The sequence below is a fragment of the Pantoea latae genome, from assembly GCF_002077695.1.
Taxonomy (GTDB): Bacteria; Pseudomonadota; Gammaproteobacteria; order Enterobacterales; family Enterobacteriaceae; genus Pantoea; species Pantoea latae.
This window is the reverse complement of the sequence record NZ_MWUE01000017.1, coordinates 229,902-247,499: the sequence shown is the minus strand read 5'-3', so window position 1 is coordinate 247,499 and position 17,598 is coordinate 229,902. Positions and strand designations below refer to the sequence as shown.

Here is a 17,598-nt window from a genome sequence, read left to right as displayed (position 1 = left end):
ATCAGGGCCGGGTGGGCAGCGCCCAGGCCATCAGCGCATCGCCGGAGCGCGTGCCAAGTCCGCCATGACCACCGGCAGCAATCACCACATACTGTCGTCCATCTTTGCCCAGATAGGTGACTGGCGTCGCCTGCCCGCCGGCAGGAAGCCGTGTTCGCCAGAGTTCGCGTCCGGTTTTTTCATCAAACGCGCGCAGATAATCATCTGCGGTCGCCCCCATAAAAATTAAGCCGCTGCGGGTGATAATGTTGCCGCCCATCATAAATATTCCGGTCGGCAGCGGCGCATTAGTATGGGTGCCGAAGATGTTCATATCGCGCGTGGTGCCGGCCGGACGCTCCCAGATGATTTTACGACTGGTCAGATCGATGGCGTAGACTTTACCCCACGGCGGCGCGCTGCAGGGCGCGCCCAGCGCCGTCAGCCAGGGCTTGACCACCGCCGCCCAGGCGGTGCCGTACTGCGGTCCGACCGCAAACTCTTTAGGTTTAGGGTAGGGCTGGCCGCTGCCCCAACCGCGCCAGGGTTTCATCAGCCCCTGATCCGTCGCCTGCTGGCTGGTCATCATCTGCATGGTAAAAGGGATATAGCTGGTGTTCGCGATCAGCACCTTGTGAGCCGGGTCGACTGAGGCACCGTACCAGTCCATTACGCCGTCAAAAGCGGGATAGGCGATAGAGGTGCCGGCGGCGGGCGGCGTAAATTTTCCCTGATAGCGATAGCGATGGAACTGAATACGGCACCAGAGCTGATCGAAAGGCGTCGCACCCCAGGCATCGGTTTCCTTGAGCGGCGGTGGCGAAAGGTCCGGCATGCCGGTAGAGAAGGGCTGCGTGGCGGAAAGACGCTCGCCGGGGAGCGAGGGCGAGGTCGGCACTGCTTTTTCCTCCACCGACGCCAGCGGCTTGCCGGTTCGTCGGTCGAGTAAGAACAGCTGACCCATCTTGGTGGTTTGCACCAGTGCCGGCGTGAGAGTGCCATTTTCATCCGGCAGGTCGACCAGCGTCGGCCCAATGGGCAGGTCAAAATCCCAGACATCGTGATGCACGGTCTGAAAATGCCAGCGCTCTTCGCCAGTATGGATATCGAGCGCTACCAGCGAGCTGGCATATTTTTCGTCAAACGGGCGGCGCTGAGCGCCATAATAGTCCGGCGTTGCGTTACCCAGCGGAATATAGACCAGCCCGAGGGCTGCATCGGCCGTATAGGTTCTCCAGCCATTCGGCGTGCCGCGCGTGTAGGTTTCGCCGGGCTTCAGCGGCGCGTTTGCCGGGTTGCGGCCCATATCCCACACCCAGGCCAGCTGCCCGCTCTTCTCATCGTAGGCCCGTACCACGCCTGATGGCTCGCCCGTTGACTGGTTATCATAAATCCAGCCGCCCAGCACAATACGCCCATCCATTACCATCGGCTGCGACGTGATAAAGTGAAAGCCTGGCGGCACCTCGCCCATATGATCGGTCAGGCTGACATAGCCCTGATTGCCGAAATGCTGGCAGGTTTCGCCGGTACGGGCGTTCAGGGCCACCATGCGTGCATCCGCCGTGGTGCTGATGATTTTCTCCGGGCACTCTGCGTCGTCGTCGACGCGGCTGTAAGCCACGCCGCGGCAGGCAAGATATTCGTTGGCGGCGGTGTTGGAATGAGGATCGAACTTCCACAGCTGTTTACCCGAAGTGGCATCCAGCGCAATCACTTCGCGATGCGGCGTGCAGATATAAAGGTTATCGCCTACTTTCATCGGCGTCACCTCGAAGCTGAACTCACGCCCAGCCTTATCTTCGCCTTTGCGCATCACATCGCCGGTATTATAGCGCCAGGCTGGCTTTAGCTCGGCCACATTCGCCGGGGTGATCTGCGCAAGCGGCGAAAAGCGTTCGCCAGCAGGCGTTTTACCGTAATAGCGCCAGTCGTTATCCTGACTGGATGTCGCTGCAGGCGTGGCCTGCTGCGCAGGAAAAGGCGCATGGGTCACGAAGCGCGCGTCAGTCACCCGCCAGCCGCTATAGAAAATCGCCCCTGTCACCAGCACATATACCAGCCCTGATGCCATGACAGCTCGCCTTTCACGCTGGCGTGACGCCAGCGACCGGACTATCCACGGCAGGCTGAGCCAGATGCCCAACAGGGCGAGTGCAAAGAGCCGCGGCATCAGTTGCCATCCATCCAGTCCGACTTCCGATAGCGCCCAGACAACCGAGGCGATAAAGGTCAGCAGATAGACCCAGAGTCCCGCTACGCGACGCAGCAGGATCAGCACGCCGGCGGCAAAATAGCCGACGCCAGCCAACAGGTACCATGCCGTTCCGCCCTCAGCGGCCAGCCATCCGCCCAGGATCAAAAACAGCAGCCCGCACACGCTGACGATGAGACCGGTAATAAAGGTCAAAACGCTTTTTCGCTTATCAGACACAATCACCTCGAATGTAAAGCAAAGTAAATCAAGCCTAATAAAGAAACAGCAATGACGAGGGAAAACGCGCCACAAAGGATGTAACTTTCTGTAATTCTGGCGGGTCTGATAAAAAGCGTCGCTGATAATGCACAGTTCAGGCAGTTAACAACGCAGAGTGGTACAACACGGATGTGGAACGAATCCAGCCAAATGTGGTCAAAGCCTCACTCTGCATCCTCTTTTGCTATGACGTAAACGCATGGCTGAATCAGGAGAGGTTAACACGATGTATTTGCGTGTAAATCCGCCGCGCATAACGCGCCAGCCTACTCAAAAATGCGTCACCCGCCGCATCTTTTCCCGGAGTTTCACACAGGCTGTCCACTTTTTCTGTGGATAAGTTTCGACGTCACTCGTCTTGATTTTCCATTAAATCGACCATCGCGCCTTTGTGCGCTTCCACATAGCGAATGTAGCGCATCAGCGTTTCGGGCTTTTTCCAGGTGCCTTCCTGCATAATCTGCGGAACAGAATACCCCTTACGCGCCAGATCCTGTGCGGCGCCGACACGCGCGCTATGGCCACTCCAGCGACGATAGCGATTTTTATTGGGTTTAGCGGTGTCGGTATAGCCGGCCGCTTCCCATGCACGAGTGAAAATGCTTTTAAGCGCCGGCGTGCTCATCGGTTCGTCAATGGCGACCATGACTTTGCCGGAACGATGAACGGGAGAAAACAGGAAAGCATCCGGCTCGTTGATTAATCCCGAGGCGACAATCCATTTCGTCACAACCGCTGAGGACTTTGATCCCAGCGCTTTGATTAAACTGCCCGCATCGAGAATGGTCTTGGTCCATGAGCCTTCGAGAATGATACGGCCATCTTCGGCACGCATCACATCCCCAACGCGAAAGCGCGAGACTTCACTGATACGCATCAGCGTGCTGTATGCCACATGAAGAAAGGCAAGATCGCGCATATTGCGCAGGCTCGGCGTCTCTGCCCAGGCGGCCTCAACCTTTTGCAGGTCGCTAAGGCGGAACGGAACCGCCTGTCCGGTTCGCTCACCCGACACCACCGCCACGCGATTGATCTTTTTTACTGCACGCGATACCAGCGGAGAGGTAGAAGGCGGCACCAGACCCGCGTTACGGTGTAACATTGAGATCAGGGACTGATGGGTGCCAATCGTCGATGAGGCGCGTCCGATAGACTGTAGATAGCTAAGATAGTCCCGCAGATCTTCTGGCGACATAGGCAGCAGAGTACGATTGTTCGCGGATGCCCAACGGTGGCAAACGCGCATCACGCTCATCAGCTGGCGCCATGTATTCGGCGCAAACGCCTCTTTGTCCTGAACGAATTCGCGTAAGCGTTGCGCCAAATCGTCATCTGAGGGGGAAAGCGGAACCAGGGCGTTCAAAGTGATTAATCCATCCATATCTGTTTAATTTATCCACTAATCAGCTGGCGATCGCGCTACGCGAATTCTGAAGAAAGAGCAGGGGAGAACTCCTGTAGATTTTGCGTAGCGTTGTCATTTTTATGTAGGTGCACCGTTCTTTTGTGATGACCCGGTCATCATATTTTGCGTAATGGCTGACGGCTGCGACAGCACGCTGAGGTCGGGATCGGCGCTCAATCCGCATGATAGCGAGTTTAACTGGGTTTGTATAAGGCTGATTATATAAAGTTAAAGCAATTCGCCTGTGTCAGACCAGTAGTCAGAAGGACAGAAGCAGGTTTCAGGTTTGACACTACGGATAGCTTTGAAGAGGGTTGCTGCTTCGGCAGAGCATTGCTGAAATGCAGGCCCAGTTTTATCAACAGGACCTGCATAAAATAATATCACGCCTGAGCAAGAAAACGTTTTCGCCAGGGTTTGAGTATGATAATAGCGAGCAACGCACAGATAATATCTAAACTTATCGCACTGCCAAATACCAGGTTCCAGCTCTGCGTGTGCTGATAGAGCAATGCAGCTAACGGACCACCTAATACAGATCCAATGCCCTGCGAAATATAGAGCCAGCCATAGTTTGCCGTGGCAAAGCGGGTACCAAACGTATCCGTCAGAGTCGCAGGAAATAATGAGAAAATCTCACCCCAGCCAAAAAACACAACACCTGAGAGTAAAACGAACAATACCGGATCGTTTTTGCATAACAGCCAAAACGTCATAGCTATACCCTCAAGTCCAAAAGCCAAAAACATCATATTTTCCCGCCCAATACGGTCGGAAATATAACCGCAGACCGGTCGGGTTAATCCATTCATAAAACGGTCTATCGTCATCGCTAACGGCAAGGCCGCCATACCCAGGATGGTTACTGACGTTATGCCGAAATCCTCAGCAAAAATTGCCATTTGTGAGGTGACCATTAATCCTGATGTAGACATCATGGTCATCATAAAAAACATCAGCCAGAACAGAGGCTGTCGCAGCATTTCCTTTGAAGTAAAGCTTCTAATATTGTTGATTGTCTGGGTAGCCCTATTTTCTGCATCATCTCCTTTTGGGATTTTAAGCCCCTGACTGGCAATAAAGCCAACGACAGCCATCATGAGACCAAACTGCCAAAAAGTCTTTTCCAGGCCTGCTGTTGCAAGAGAGGCGGTGATGGGAAACGTGGTTAAAATAGCGCCCATCCCATAACCTGCCGCAACCATGCCTGTTGCAAATCCTCTTTTTTCCGGAAACCAGCGAACCATTAAACCAACCACACCAATATAAACAATTCCTGTGCCAAGTCCTCCAACAACGCCATAGTAGAAGTAGAGTTCAAAAAGGGAGTTAAGCCCTGAAAGAAGTATCCAGCTAACACCCGTCATTAACGTCCCGACAGTAATCAGCACGCGAGGACCGAAGCGATCGATTAACTTTCCCTGTAGTGGAGAAAAGAAAGTCTGGAGAATAATTAAAATTGAAAAGGTAATTTGAATTTCAGCCAGCGGCGCATGTAACTTTTCCATCAAAGGGCGGGTAAACAGCGCCCAGACATATTGAGGACTCGAAATGGAAATCATACAGACTAAGCCCAGAAGGAGTTGCATCCACTTTTTTTTATGCTGGGAAACTACACTTGCTGCTAATACTGAACTTGTCATCATCGCACTCCGCCTTAAACGCATGTCACTGGTTTAAGCATTTACCATGCCATGTTGATGAAGAGGGAGACATTACCGTTTTGCAAGAGAAGATATAAGCAATGGCAAAAATAATGCCCCATAATGTGGCAATTCGCATCGTGACTGTGCGCGGCGCTATGTTTATTAGGTTTGCAGATAAAAGGCGAGATGAAATTATCACCACGAGCAACAGTAACCAGATTCAAATATAAACAAGCGTAAATTTTTCGAGAGAAAATGTAGCATCTGTCAGGACTTTACATAATTTGCACCTCTCTCATTCCTCTCCTACGCTTTTCCCCCTGAGCATCCGTAACACCACTACAACCCATTGCGACTACGATCGCCTTTTTAAGCTGTAAAGGAGAGAAGTAAATGCAATACCGGAAACTGGGTCACTCAGGCCTGATGGTCTCACAATTCGTGCTGGGCACCGTGCCGTTCGGCGGCAAAGCGGGCTTTGAAAAAACCGGCAACGTTAACGCAGACGAAGCGCGGCGCTTTATCGATATCGCGCTCGATCACGGCGTCAATATGATCGATACCGCCGATCTCTACTCGATGGGCGGCGCGGAAGAGGTGGTCGGCAACGCGCTTGGCGACAAACGTGACAGTGTCATTCTAGCCAGCAAAGCGCGCAGCCCGCTGGGCGATGGCCCGAACGAAAGCGGCGCCAGCCGGTTTCATCTTATCAAGGCGTGTGAAGCGAGCCTGCGCCGTCTGAAAACCGACCATATCGACCTTTATCAAATCCACAACTGGGATGGCGTCACCTCGGTGGAAGAGACGCTGCGCGCGCTGGAAGATCTGGTGAAAAGCGGCAAAATCCGCTACTTCGGCACCTCCAACTACACCGCCTGGCAGATGATGAAGACCCTGGGCTGCGCCAGCGAGCAGCATCTGCTCAAGCCGGTCAGCCAGCAAATCTACTACACGCCGGAATCGCGCGAGGCGGAGTTCGAGCTGCTGCCGATGTCTATCGATCAGCAGATTGGCACGCTGATTTGGGGCCCGCTGGGCGAGGGTCTGCTGACCGGCGCGGTGAGCCGTAACGGCAAAGCGCCGCAATCCACCCGCCAGGGCAGCGGCTGGCCGGAGCCCTACGTGCACGATATGGAGCACGCCTATAACGTTATCGAGGTGCTGGAGCAGGTCGGCAAGGAGATTAACGCCTCTATCGCGCAGGTCTGCCTGGCCTGGCTGGCAGCGCGTCCGGGCGTCAGCGCGCTGATCGTCGGCAACCGCAGCGAAACGCATCTGCGCGAAAACCTGAGCGCCTTCGAGCTGACGCTTAGCGATGAGCAGCGTCAGCGTATCGAGCAGGTGTCCCGCCCGGCGCCGCGCTATCCCTACTGGCACCGCTTTACCAGCGGTATGGACCGAATCGATCCCGCTGAACAACCCTTCCTCGATGAGTATCGTCAGACGCTCGACGAACGCAAAGATCAGGCGCAGAAATAGCCTTCAGGCTGGCCACGCGATGTGGTCAGCCCTTATTTCTCTCCAGCAGCCAGGCGTCGAGCCGCATCAAGCCAATCACATACTTCGGCAGCGCTTCCAGCAGCGAGGGCAGATGGATCGTCTCATCCGCGCCGTGCGGAAAACCGTGGCCGTCAGGCAAAAAATCTGGCGTATTTTCTGACGTTCGCACATAGCCAGGGCCGAAGGTAATGGCGTTGGGCAGCACTTTAGAGTGCGTTACGCCGCCCATGGCATAGGGTCGATCGTCACGTCCGGTCAGATCGTTCCAGGTCTGCTGCAGCAGCGAAATAACCGGATGATCTTCCGGCAGATAGAAAGGCGCAACATCGCGCCAGCCCGCCTCTAACTGAATACCGCTGTTTGCCAGCTGTTGCTCGATAATCTCGACGATGTGCTCGCCGCGCCACGACACCGGATAGCGAATATCACAGTTAATCGTCAGGGTATCAGGCTCGCTGCTGTGCCAGACGCCTGCGTTGAGCGTCAGTCTGCCTGACTGCGTATCCTCCAGTCCCAGTCCGGCATTCTCGCCATAGGGTGACGTGAACCACTCAAAGAGAAAATTCGCCAGCTGCCGCTCACGCGCGTTAAGCAGTTCCAGCTCCAGCAAACCAGCCAGCAGCACGCGCGCCGCATTGAGCGTGCCATCAGGAAAGGCGGCGTGGCCGCCATTGCCGCGCGCGGTGAGTCGATACGAACCCTGCTCATGTGACAACGTCACATAAGAGGCGCCGACACCCTGCAATAACGCCAGCTTCTCCTGCACCTTATCGGTGTTGACGCCGTCAATGGCCACGTCTGCGAACGCCGGCACGCTGTTGCTGGCGACGCCTGCGCGGATCTTCGCCAGCACGCCAGCATTCGGCACGCGCAGCGTAAAAGTAAGCTGGCCTTTTTGCGCGTTGTTCACCGGGAACATGCCGTCGGTGACGAGAGAATATTCAGGCAGCGGCGCGTGCTGTCTGTACCACTTCATATCCTCCATGGTGGTCTCTTCCGCCAGCCCGTAAACGATACGCAGGTTATGGTGTAGCGGAATGTTGAGGTCGCGGATCAGCTTCAGCAGGTAAAGGTTCATCACCCCCGGTCCCTTGTTATCCGCTACGCCGCGTCCGATAACAAAGTCGCCATGCCGTGAAAGCTGAAACGGCGGAAAGGTCCAGTTATCGCCTGCGGGCACCACATCCAGATGGTTAATCAGGCCGATATCGCGCGGATGCTTGCCATAGATCACCGATCCGGCGTAGCCATCATGATTTTCGGTGGCAAAGCCTGCCTGTTGCGCCTGCGCGAGCACGTGCCGCAATAGTTCGGCGCACTCGGCGCCGAACGGAGCGCCCGGAAGAGCCTGGTCGGCGCGGCTGATGCCGGGAAAGGCGATCCAGCCGGCGAGGTCAGCAATCAGCGCCTCACGGTGGCGTTCAATCCACTGCTGGATAAGAGGCAGCAGCGTTTGCTCCTGCGCGGTAAGCGTGGCGGTCATCAATCTCTCCTCTTTTTTGTGCCCACCATAAAACATCCCGCCCAAACCGCTTAGCTGGATTTAAGGGAAGCATAGTCAGTAACGGGCACAGCCGCGCCTTCTTGCGATATCCAGCAAAGCTTAGTCATTTTTGTTAGTCGTGTTGACGCCTAAAGCAAAGGAGATTAGCCGCTTACACAGGCGACAAATAACCTGACTAATCAGCAGTGCAGGAGAAAAACGGTGGATAACACTCCCGCAGCCGGCGCAACAGTCGGCGTGGATGTCGGCGGCACTTTTACAGATTTTGTCCTTTACGATCCGCAACGCCAGCAGCGCTTTTTTCATAAACAGCCCAGCACGCCGGCCGACCCGGCCTTAGCGGTCAGCGAAGGGCTACAGGCGATATTGCTCAAGAGCCAGCTGCCTGCCAGCGCGCTCTCGCTGGTGCTGCACGGCACGACGCTGGGGCTAAACGCCATTATCCAGCGGCGCGGGGCCGCCATTGCGCTGGTGATCACGCGCGGCTTTCGCGACGTGCTGGAGATTGCGCGCGCGCGTATGCCATCCTCTTTTGATTTTCACGCCGATCGCGAGCCGCCGTTTTTGCCGCGTCAGCGCGTGCTTGAGATCCCGGCGCGTTTCAGCCCGACAGGCGCGGTCACCCAGTGGCCGACAGGGGCAGACCTGGCGCAGCTGGCGGAGCAAATAGCTGAGCTTAAGGTCAGCGCGGTAGCGCTGGTGACGCTCAACGGCTATGCCAACCCACAGCGCGAAAGCGAGCTGGCGACGCTAATCGGCCAGCAGCTTGACGGGCTGCCGGTCATCTCCTCCGCGCAGCTCTGGCCGGAAATCCGCGAATATGAACGCACGCTGGTGGCCGTCCTCAACGCCTGTATTCAGCCGCTGATGCAGCGCTACTTTACCCGCCTGCATGCGCTGCTGGCGCAACGGGCGATCGACGCGCCGCTGCTGATCACCGCCTCTAACGGCGGCGTGCTGCCGCTGGCGTCGGCGCAGCAGCGGCCGGTGGATACGCTGCTTTCAGGTCCGGCGTCAGGCGCCATCGCCGCGGCGCAGCTTGCCAACGGCTGCGGATTTGTCTCTTTCGACATGGGCGGCACCAGTAGCGATATCTCACTCTCGGCGGAAGGCGAAGTCGAGCGGGTGAACCGCACCGACATTGGTGGCCTGCCGCTGATATTGCCGGTTGTCGGTGTCTCCGCCATCGGCGCGGGCGGAGGTTCGATCGTTCGCGTGGATGAGTACGGCATTTTGAAAGTCGGACCGGAAAGCGCGGGCGCCGAGCCTGGACCCGTCGCCTACCTGCGCGGCGGCGATGCACCCACGCTCACCGACTGTTATCTGCTGAGCGGTATTTTACCCGCAGACGCCACGCTGGCCGGCGCCATCCCCCTCAGTCTGCCCGCCGCGCGCCGCGCGCTCGACCGACTCGGCGCGCAGCTGGGAGAGGATGCGCGCTACAGCGCTGAGCGCGTCGCCAGCGGCGCGATCGCCGTCGCCACCGCACAGATGGCGACGGCGCTAAACACCGCGCTGGCGCAGCGCGGTCTTGTCGCCGACCAGCTAACGCTGATCCCGTTCGGCGGCGCGGGGCCGACGCACGCTAACTTTTTCGCCGAAGAGGCGGGAATTAACCGCATTCTGGTGCCGCTGCGCCCGGGGACGTTCTGCGCGCAAGGCGCAATTGCCGCCGATATCCGGCGCGATTTTGTGCGTAGTCTGCGTCTTCACATTAACCAAACTACTTTCGTCAGCATCAGCGAAAGCGTCAGCGCGCTGCGCGAACAGGCAACAGCGTGGTTCCAGCAGCAGGCGCGCGCGCTGAGCCGCGATGCCTGCTTCACTGTCGAGGCGGATATGCGCTATAGCGGACAGGCCTATGAGCTGACCGTCGATCTCGGCCCGCCGGAAGAGGTGACGCTGGCGGCGATAGTGCAGCGTTTTCAGCAGCTGCACCAGCAGCGCTACGGCTTCGCCAGCGCCGACGCGCCGGTGGAGCTGACTACCCTGCGTCTCGCGCTCATCGCGCCGCTGCCGCGCGCAGCGGAAAAAGCGTATCAGCCGCACCCGGCGCCAGATGCGCCCGTGACCCGCGCGCTCTATCTGCGCGATAGCTGGGTCGAGGCGCGTATCTGGCAGCGTCATCAGATCCCGTTCGACAGCCTGGTGCCGGGACCCGCCGTGGTGGAGCAGGAGGATACGACCACGCTGATCCTGCCGGGCTGGTCGGCCCAGCTCGATGCGGCCGGCAACCTACTGATTACACGTCAGCAGGAGGTCGCACCATGAAACTGGACGCCATCACGCTTGAGATCCTCAATCAGAAACTCACCGCGCTGACGGAAGAGATGTGCCACATTCTCCAGCGCACCGGGCGCACGCTCTATGTGAAAGAAACCGCTGATTTTTGCTGCGCGGTAGCGGACCGCGAGGGACGCTTTTTCGCCTATCCCAAAGGCATCGGCGTATCGGGTTTTGTCGGGCTGAACGCGCTCGCCGCTATTGACGCGGTGGCGGATATCGAGCCTGGCGATGTGATCCTCACCAACGATCCCTGGCGCTCGCGCGGGCTGGCGACCCACCTGCCGGATCTTCAGGTGCTGGCTCCCTGGTTCGTCGACGGCGAGCTGGTGGCCTGGGGCTGGGCGTTCCTGCACGCCTCAGACGTCGGCGGCCGCGTGCCGAGCAGCATTTCGCCCACCAACAGCGATATCTTTCAGGAAGGCTTGCAGATCCCGCCGGTGAAGCTGGTGCGCGCCGGCGCGCTGAACCACGACGTAATGGCTATCCTGACGGCTAACAGCCGCACGCCGGAGGCCATCGCCGGCGATATTCAGGCGATGCTCGCCGCGCTGCAAACCGGACGCGCCCGGCTGACGCGCATTGCCGCGCAGCATGGCCGCCAGCAGATTATCCAGGCCCAGCAGGATCTCCAGGCCTACTCGGCGACGCGCGCGCGTCAGGTGCTGCGCCGCATACCGGACGGGGTTTACGCGTTCGAGGATTACCTGGATGACGCTGCAGGCAGCGGTCTGCCGGTGCGGCTGGCGCTGAACGCCACCTTTCGCGACGGCACGGTGCATCTCGACTTTAGCGGCAGCGACGCGCAGGTGGCGGCGGCCATCAATATTCCGAGCCACGGCGAGCCTCATGCCTGGCTGACGCTGCGTATTCTGGCGCTGGTCTGCACGCTGGATAAGAGCGTGCCGCTTAACGCCGGTTTGCTGGAGCCGGTGAGCCTTTACGCGCCAGCGGGATCGCTGGTCAATCCTCGCTATCCCGCGGCCGTCGGCGTCCGTCATGCGACGGCGGTGCGGGTGAACGACCTGCTTAACGGCCTGCTGGGGCAGGCGCTGCCGGAGGTGATGCCCGCGGCCAGCGGCGGCACCATTATTCCCTTCGTGGTGGCGGAGACGGCGCGCGACGGCAAAGAGCAGAACGTACAGGTTATCGAGCCGATGGTGGGCGGCGGCGGCGCGCGCTATGGCCGGGACGGCATCGACGGCCGCGACAACAGTATCTCCAATCTGGCGAACAACCCGGTGGAGATGGTCGAGGCGGAAACCCATATCGAGATCCTGCAGTATGCGCTGCGTCCCGGTTCTGCGGGTGCCGGCGAATGGCGCGGCGGAATGGGTCAGCAGATCCATATCCGCATTTTACAGGATGACACCACGCTGCTGGCGCGCGGCATGGAGCGCATGCTGTTCCAGCCGTGGGGGGTGAAAGGCGGAGGCGCCGCCGCCCCCAGCGTCATGACGCTTAATCCAGGAAAAGAGAGCGAACGCCTGCTGGGCAAGATCGACCTGCTTGCCGTTAGCGCGGGCGATGAAGTGCTGCTGCAGACGCCGGGCGGCGGAGGCTGGGGCGATCCCTTCTGCCGCGATCCCGACGCCGTGAAACGGGACGTCGACAACCAGCTCATCACTGTCGATATGGCTGCGCAGCAGTATGGCGTCGTTATCGGCGCTGACGGCATTGACCGGGCGGCGACCGCGGCGCGGCGTCAGGCGCCGCGTCAGAGGCTGTCCGCTCTGGGCGTCGCGCGGGAAAACTGGCAGGCGGTCTTCGACGCCCGCGCGCTGACGCGGCTCAATCAGCTGCTCTATCCCCTGAGCGCGCCTGAGCGGCTGCGCGCCCGGAACGCCGTCTTTCAGCCGGCGCTGGCGCTCTTGCCCGCGACCTTCCCACGTGACACCTGTTCAGACATCGCGCCTGCGCGGCACCGTTTTGCCGTCGCGCTGCGCGCGCTGGAAATGCAGTTAACATCCTCAACGCCAGGAGATGGCCATGCGTAAAAATGATAATAAAAATGTTCTGCTCGCCGCGCTGGCGGGCCTGTTATTCACCTCTGCCGCCGTGGCGGCTGACGCGACGGATGCCGTGGTGGTCGGTGTTTACGGCGGCGACTGGGAAAAAAACATTCGCGCCTCCGGTCTGGAGCAGTTCGCCAAAGAGAACCACCTTAAATTAACGGTCGTGCCCGGCGCGGATGCGGAGTGGTTTGCCAAACTGCGCGCCGCCAAAGGCCGTCGCTCGCCCTATGACATCGTGGTTTTTCAGCCTGATACGGTGCAGCGCGCTCAGGCGGCAGGCCTGCTGCAGCCGCTGGACGCCAAAGATATCCCCAACCTCAGCCGCCTCTATCCCAGCGTGCAGTCGCGCTTTGTCTACGACAACCAGACCTACGCGGCCGCCTTTAGCCTGGGTCAGCTCGGGCTGGCCTATCGCAGCGACTTAGTTAAAACGCCGCCAAAAAGCTGGCTGGACCTGTGGAAGCCGGAATATAAAGGCCACGTCGCCATCTCCTCGCCCACCTATGCGGCGGGCCTGCAATTTTTCGCCGGGCTGGTGCATGCGCTGGGCGGCGAGCTGAATCAGCCCGCAGCGGTCGACAAAGCGTTCGCGAAGCTGGCGGATCTGCGCGACAACGCGGTGGCGTTTCCCGACAGTCCCGGCGCGATCCAGACGCTGCTGGAGCGCGGCGACGCCTGGGTAGTGCCTTACTGGGACGGCCGCGTCTTTGCCCTGAAACAGCAGGGCATGAAAATCGACTTCGTCTATCCCTCAGATGGCGCGGTCGTCGGCGCGGCCAACTGGGTGATCCCTAAAGGCGCGCCTAATCTGGCCAACGCCTATAAAGTGGTGAACGCCATGTCCAGCGCCGAGGTGCAAAAAGCCTTCTCGGATAAATCGTTATACGGCATGACCAACCAGGACGTGCAGTACAGCGATAATCTTAAGAAACAGGTGCAGGTAGGCGAAGAGGCGTATCGCAAACTGATCTGGATCGACTATAGCGCCGCGACGCCGCAGCTGGCGGACTGGACGCGGCGCTGGAGCCAGGCGCTGGGCGGCGCAAAATGAGCGTAGTGGAGATAGAAGGCGTGGCGCGACGATTTAACAACCATCGCGCGCTGAATAATGTCAGCATCCGTATCGAACAGGGCGAGTTCTTCTCGCTGTTAGGGCCGAGCGGCTGCGGTAAAACCACGCTGCTGAATATCGTCGCCGGATTTATCGCGCCCGATAGCGGACGCGTTTCGCTGGCGGGCCAGGAGGTGACCGCGCTGCCGCCTTACCGCCGCAATATCGGCATGGTGTTTCAGAACTACGCGCTGTTTCCCCATCTCAGCGTCGGGGAGAACGTCGCATTCGGGCTAAAGGTGCGCAAGCTGCCGCGCGACGAGCAGCAGCGGCGCATCAGCGAAGCCTTGCAGCAGGTGCGGCTCGACGGGTTGGCGGCGCGAATGCCGCACCAGCTTTCCGGCGGCCAGCAGCAGCGCGTGGCCATTGCCCGCGCGCTGGCGATCCAGCCGCAGGTACTGCTGCTGGATGAGCCGCTCTCCAATCTGGATGCGCGGCTGCGTAAGGAGATGCAGGAAGAGCTGCGCGCGCTGCAGCAGCGCGTCGGCATTACCACCATTCTGGTGACACATGACCAGGAAGAGGCGCTGACCCTGTCGGATCGCATCGGCATTTTAGGGCAGGGTGAGCTGCAGCAGATCGGTTCGCCCGCCGTCCTCTATCGGCAGCCGGCAAATCGCTTTGTGGCGGAGTTTGTCGGTCAGGCGAACCTGTTTCAGGTGACGGCGGAAAACGGAGAATACCGTGCGCAACACCACTTTAGCGCGCCCGATCGGCCGCTGCGGCTGGCGGCGGCCGAGTTTGCGCCAGGATCCAGGCTGCTGATCCTGCGGCCAGAGCGCATTCAGTTCTCCGCCACACCCTCGCCGACAGGCGTTAACCAGACGGAAGCCGTGCTGAGCGAGGTGCTTTTTGCCGGCGCGACGCTGCGGCTGGTCTGCGATCTGCCCGGCGGCGGCCAGCTGCATCTTCAGCCGGCCGAAGCGCGCTTTCAGCGGCTGCCGCGCATCGGTGAACGCTGCTGGCTCAGCTGGCGCGCTGAGGACCTTATCGTGCTGCCCGCGCAGGAGGTCGCCTGATGAAGCTGCCGACGCGCCACGCCTTTCCCTGGCTAATGCTGACGCCCAGCCTGATCTTTTTGCTGCTGTTTCTGCTGGTGCCGCTGCTGCTGCTGTTCGACCAGAGCCTGACGCGTGTCGATGCGCTGCTCAACCCGCTGCCGGGCTACAGCTTCGTGCAGTATGCGGCGGTGTTCGGTGATGCGCAGTATCTGCACGCGCTCTGGACCACGCTCTGGGTCTCGCTGCTCACGGCGGCGGTCACCGTGCTGCTCGCCTGGCCTGCGGCCTGGCTGCTGGTGACCACCCAGCGCCGCGGCTGGCGCACGCTGCTCTACGTGATCCTGATTTCGCCGCTGCTCACCAGCGTGGTGATACGCACCTTCGCCTGGATTGTGCTGCTGGCGCAAAATGGCCTGATTAACAGCGTACTGCTCTTTACCGGGCTGATCCCCCAGCCGCTCAGCCTGCTGTGGAATATGAATGCCGTCATTATCGCCTACGTGCAGGTGATGCTGCCGTTTGCCGTGCTGCCGCTTATTACCTCGCTGAACGAGATTGCGCCGTCGCTGCGTCTGGCGTCGATGAGTCTGGGCGCCACGCCGGGCGAAACCTTCCGTCGCGTGGTGCTGCCGCTGACGCTGCCGGGCATGCTAACCGGGTTTATTATTGTCTTTTCGCTGGCGGCGGGCAGTTACATCACGCCGCTGCTGATTGGCGGCCGGCTGCAGCCGCTGTTGCCAATCGCCATTTATCAGCAGGCGATGCAGATCGCCAATCTGCCGCTGGCGGCGGCGCTCTCGCTTACGCTGCTGGTGATGACCCTCGCGGTAGCGGCGGTGGCAGGGCACTTTCTCAAACGCTGGGAGAAGAAAAATCATGGTGAGTGATCGCAGCCTGACGCTGCGGCTGAGCCGTCTTGCCGTGACGGCGGCGGGCGCGCTGGTCTATCTGTTTCTCGCGCTGCCGGTGCTGGTGATCGCGCTCTCCGCCTTTAGCCCGGATCCCTATCCGCAGTTTCCGCCGCACGGTTTTTCTTTGCGCTGGTTCGAGGCGTTAATGCAGGACGAGGGCTGGATGACGTCGCTGAGCGTCAGCGCCCTCTTGCTGATAGTCGCGACGCCGGTAACCGTGGCGCTCGGCACCTTCGCGGCCTGGGCGCTGGCGCGCCTGGAGTTTCGCTACCGCGGCGCGCTGCAGGCGTTTATCCTGTCGCCGCTAATGATCCCGCAGGTAGTCCTCGGCATCGCGCTGCTCTACGTGCTGACCGCCGCAGGCATCGCCGGTTCCCTTAGCGGCCTGGTCATCGGCCATGTGGTGGTGGCGCTTCCTTACGTAGTGCGCACGGTGAGCGTCAGTCTCGCTGCAATGGATCGCCGGCTAGAAGCGGTGTCAATGAGCCTGGGCGCCGGACGCTGGTATAGCTTTCGCAAGGTGACGCTGCCGCTGATCAAACCCGGCATCATGGCCGGCGCGGTATTCGCGGCGGTCACCTCGTTTGGCGAGGTTTCGGTGAGCCTGTTTCTTAGCGCGCCCGACACCATTACCGTGCCGGTGCGGGTGTTCAACTATGTTGACCAGACGTTCGATCCTACCGTCAACGCTATCTCCGTGATTTTTATCCTGCTGGCGGTACTGATCCTCGTGGTGATTGAGAAAACGCTGGGGCTGGTCAAGCTGATGTAGCGTAGCGCACCAATAAAAACGGCGGCCCGAAGGCCGCCAAAAACCCTCAATTATGGTTAGTATTGAGGAAGCAGTGGCACTGCAATGATGAAGAGGTTAGCCCTTTACGCCACCCGCCGTCAGGCCGCTGACCAGCCAGCGCTGCGCCAGCAGAAACACCAGCGTAATCGGGATAGCGGAGAGCACGGCGGCGGCGGCGAAATCGCCCCACAGATAGTTCTGCGGGTTGAGATACTGCTGCATACCGACCGCCAGGGTATAGCTGTTAACGTCGCGCAGCAGCAGCGAAGCGACGGGCACTTCGGTTACTGCGGCGATAAACGCCAGAATAAACACCACCGCCAGGATCGGCACCGAGAGCGGCAGCAGCACCAGGCGAAACGCCTGCCACGGCGTGGCGCCGTCCAGCGCGGCCGCCTCTTCCAGCGACCCGTCAATGGTTTCGAAATAGCCTTTAATCGTCCAGACGTGCAGCGCGATGCCGCCCAGGTAGGCGAAAATTACGCCGCCGTGGGTGTTCAGTCCCAGGAACGGCAGATACTGCCCCAGGCGATCGAACAGCGCATAGAGCGCCACCAACGACAGCACGGCGGGGAACATCTGAAAAATCAGCATCCCTTTCAACAGGCTGGCGCGCCCCGCGAAGCGCATGCGAGCAAAAGCATAGGCGCAAGTGGTAGAAAGCGCCACTATGCCCACTGCGCTAATGGTGGCGATCTTCACCGAGTTCCACAGCCACAGCAGCACCGGGAACGGCGGCGGCGTGACGCGACCATCGGGATGGGTCACGCTGAACCCCAGCGCCAGCCGCCAGTGCTCCCAGGAGATCTGTTCCGGGATCAGGCTGCCGGTGGCAAAGTTGCCGGCGCGCAGTGAAATCGCCATCACCATCAGCAGCGGGAAGAGGATCGCGGCGATAAACGCCAGCAGCAGCAGATGGGTCAGCAGCAGACGCAGCTTCTGCGATTTCGGTTGTACCATAGCCATAACGCCTC

At 59.6% G+C, this 17,598-nt stretch carries 12 protein-coding genes; 7 read left to right on the top strand and 5 right to left on the bottom strand.

Features of this window, described 5'->3' with window-relative positions; genetic code table 11:
* Position 1 precedes the first annotated feature (1 nt).
* The 3 genes from B2J69_RS12530 to oxlT form a co-directional block, all read right to left on the bottom strand.
* Entirely contained in the window at positions 2 to 2,413 is a 2,412-nt protein-coding gene (locus B2J69_RS12530) for a membrane-bound PQQ-dependent dehydrogenase, glucose/quinate/shikimate family (RefSeq protein WP_081139621.1), read from the bottom strand.
* A 391-nt stretch (positions 2,414 to 2,804) separates the two neighbouring features.
* The gene (locus B2J69_RS12525) at positions 2,805 to 3,818 is read right to left on the bottom strand and encodes a tyrosine-type recombinase/integrase (protein WP_081139620.1); all 1,014 of its coding nucleotides are present in this window, start codon (positions 3,816 to 3,818) and stop codon (positions 2,805 to 2,807) included.
* A gap of 425 nt (positions 3,819 to 4,243) precedes the next feature.
* Positions 4,244 to 5,506, bottom strand: coding sequence for an oxalate/formate MFS antiporter (gene oxlT, locus B2J69_RS12520; protein ID WP_407944741.1), 1,263 nt, complete (start codon positions 5,504 to 5,506; stop codon positions 4,244 to 4,246).
* Between the two features lie 393 nt (positions 5,507 to 5,899).
* Between oxlT and B2J69_RS12515 the strand changes: the two genes are divergently transcribed.
* Positions 5,900 to 6,985 (top strand): aldo/keto reductase, encoded by a 1,086-nt coding sequence (locus tag B2J69_RS12515; protein WP_081139618.1) that lies wholly within the window; start codon positions 5,900 to 5,902, stop codon positions 6,983 to 6,985.
* Between the two features lie 25 nt (positions 6,986 to 7,010).
* Here B2J69_RS12515 and B2J69_RS12510 read toward each other — a convergent pair whose 3' ends face one another.
* The gene (locus B2J69_RS12510; RefSeq protein ID WP_081139617.1) at positions 7,011 to 8,489 is read right to left on the bottom strand and encodes a Sapep family Mn(2+)-dependent dipeptidase; all 1,479 of its coding nucleotides are present in this window, start codon (positions 8,487 to 8,489) and stop codon (positions 7,011 to 7,013) included.
* Positions 8,490 to 8,711: 222 nt separating this feature from the next.
* Between B2J69_RS12510 and B2J69_RS12505 the strand changes: the two genes are divergently transcribed.
* From B2J69_RS12505 to B2J69_RS12480, 6 genes are read left to right on the top strand one after another with little or no spacing between them, the layout of a single operon-like run.
* On the top strand, positions 8,712 to 10,781 hold the full coding sequence (locus B2J69_RS12505; protein WP_081139616.1) for a hydantoinase/oxoprolinase family protein: 2,070 nt from the start codon (positions 8,712 to 8,714) through the stop codon (positions 10,779 to 10,781).
* Positions 10,778 to 12,790, top strand: coding sequence for a hydantoinase B/oxoprolinase family protein (locus tag B2J69_RS12500; protein WP_081139615.1), 2,013 nt, complete (start codon positions 10,778 to 10,780; stop codon positions 12,788 to 12,790). The genes B2J69_RS12505 and B2J69_RS12500 overlap by 4 nt, the downstream gene beginning before the upstream one ends.
* The gene (locus tag B2J69_RS12495; RefSeq protein ID WP_081139614.1) at positions 12,783 to 13,859 is read left to right on the top strand and encodes an ABC transporter substrate-binding protein; all 1,077 of its coding nucleotides are present in this window, start codon (positions 12,783 to 12,785) and stop codon (positions 13,857 to 13,859) included. The genes B2J69_RS12500 and B2J69_RS12495 overlap by 8 nt, the downstream gene beginning before the upstream one ends.
* A gap of 20 nt (positions 13,860 to 13,879) precedes the next feature.
* Complete coding sequence (locus tag B2J69_RS12490) at positions 13,880 to 14,938, top strand: ABC transporter ATP-binding protein (RefSeq protein ID WP_236722721.1); 1,059 nt, start codon at positions 13,880 to 13,882, stop codon at positions 14,936 to 14,938.
* Positions 14,938 to 15,807, top strand: coding sequence for an ABC transporter permease (locus tag B2J69_RS12485; RefSeq protein WP_081139612.1), 870 nt, complete (start codon positions 14,938 to 14,940; stop codon positions 15,805 to 15,807). Before B2J69_RS12490 ends, B2J69_RS12485 begins: the two co-directional genes overlap by 1 nt.
* The gene (locus tag B2J69_RS12480) at positions 15,797 to 16,603 is read left to right on the top strand and encodes an ABC transporter permease (protein ID WP_081139611.1); all 807 of its coding nucleotides are present in this window, start codon (positions 15,797 to 15,799) and stop codon (positions 16,601 to 16,603) included. The genes B2J69_RS12485 and B2J69_RS12480 overlap by 11 nt, the downstream gene beginning before the upstream one ends.
* A gap of 96 nt (positions 16,604 to 16,699) precedes the next feature.
* On the opposite strand, the gene malG is transcribed toward B2J69_RS12480, so the two are convergent.
* Complete coding sequence (malG, locus tag B2J69_RS12475) at positions 16,700 to 17,590, bottom strand: maltose ABC transporter permease MalG (protein WP_081139610.1); 891 nt, start codon at positions 17,588 to 17,590, stop codon at positions 16,700 to 16,702.
* Positions 17,591 to 17,598: the final 8 nt, after the last annotated feature.

Coding starts and splice junctions, on each gene's coding strand:
- B2J69_RS12485 (WP_081139612.1), top strand. CDS start 14,938: ATGAAGCTGCCGACGCGCCACGCCTTTCCCTGGCTAATGCTGACGCCC.
- B2J69_RS12480 (WP_081139611.1), top strand. CDS start 15,797: ATGGTGAGTGATCGCAGCCTGACGCTGCGGCTGAGCCGTCTTGCCGTG.
- B2J69_RS12510 (WP_081139617.1), bottom strand. CDS start 8,489: ATGACCGCCACGCTTACCGCGCAGGAGCAAACGCTGCTGCCTCTTATC.
- B2J69_RS12515 (WP_081139618.1), top strand. CDS start 5,900: ATGCAATACCGGAAACTGGGTCACTCAGGCCTGATGGTCTCACAATTC.
- malG (WP_081139610.1), bottom strand. CDS start 17,590: ATGGCTATGGTACAACCGAAATCGCAGAAGCTGCGTCTGCTGCTGACC.
- B2J69_RS12495 (WP_081139614.1), top strand. CDS start 12,783: ATGCGTAAAAATGATAATAAAAATGTTCTGCTCGCCGCGCTGGCGGGC.
- B2J69_RS12500 (WP_081139615.1), top strand. CDS start 10,778: ATGAAACTGGACGCCATCACGCTTGAGATCCTCAATCAGAAACTCACC.
- oxlT (WP_407944741.1), bottom strand. CDS start 5,506: ATGATGACAAGTTCAGTATTAGCAGCAAGTGTAGTTTCCCAGCATAAA.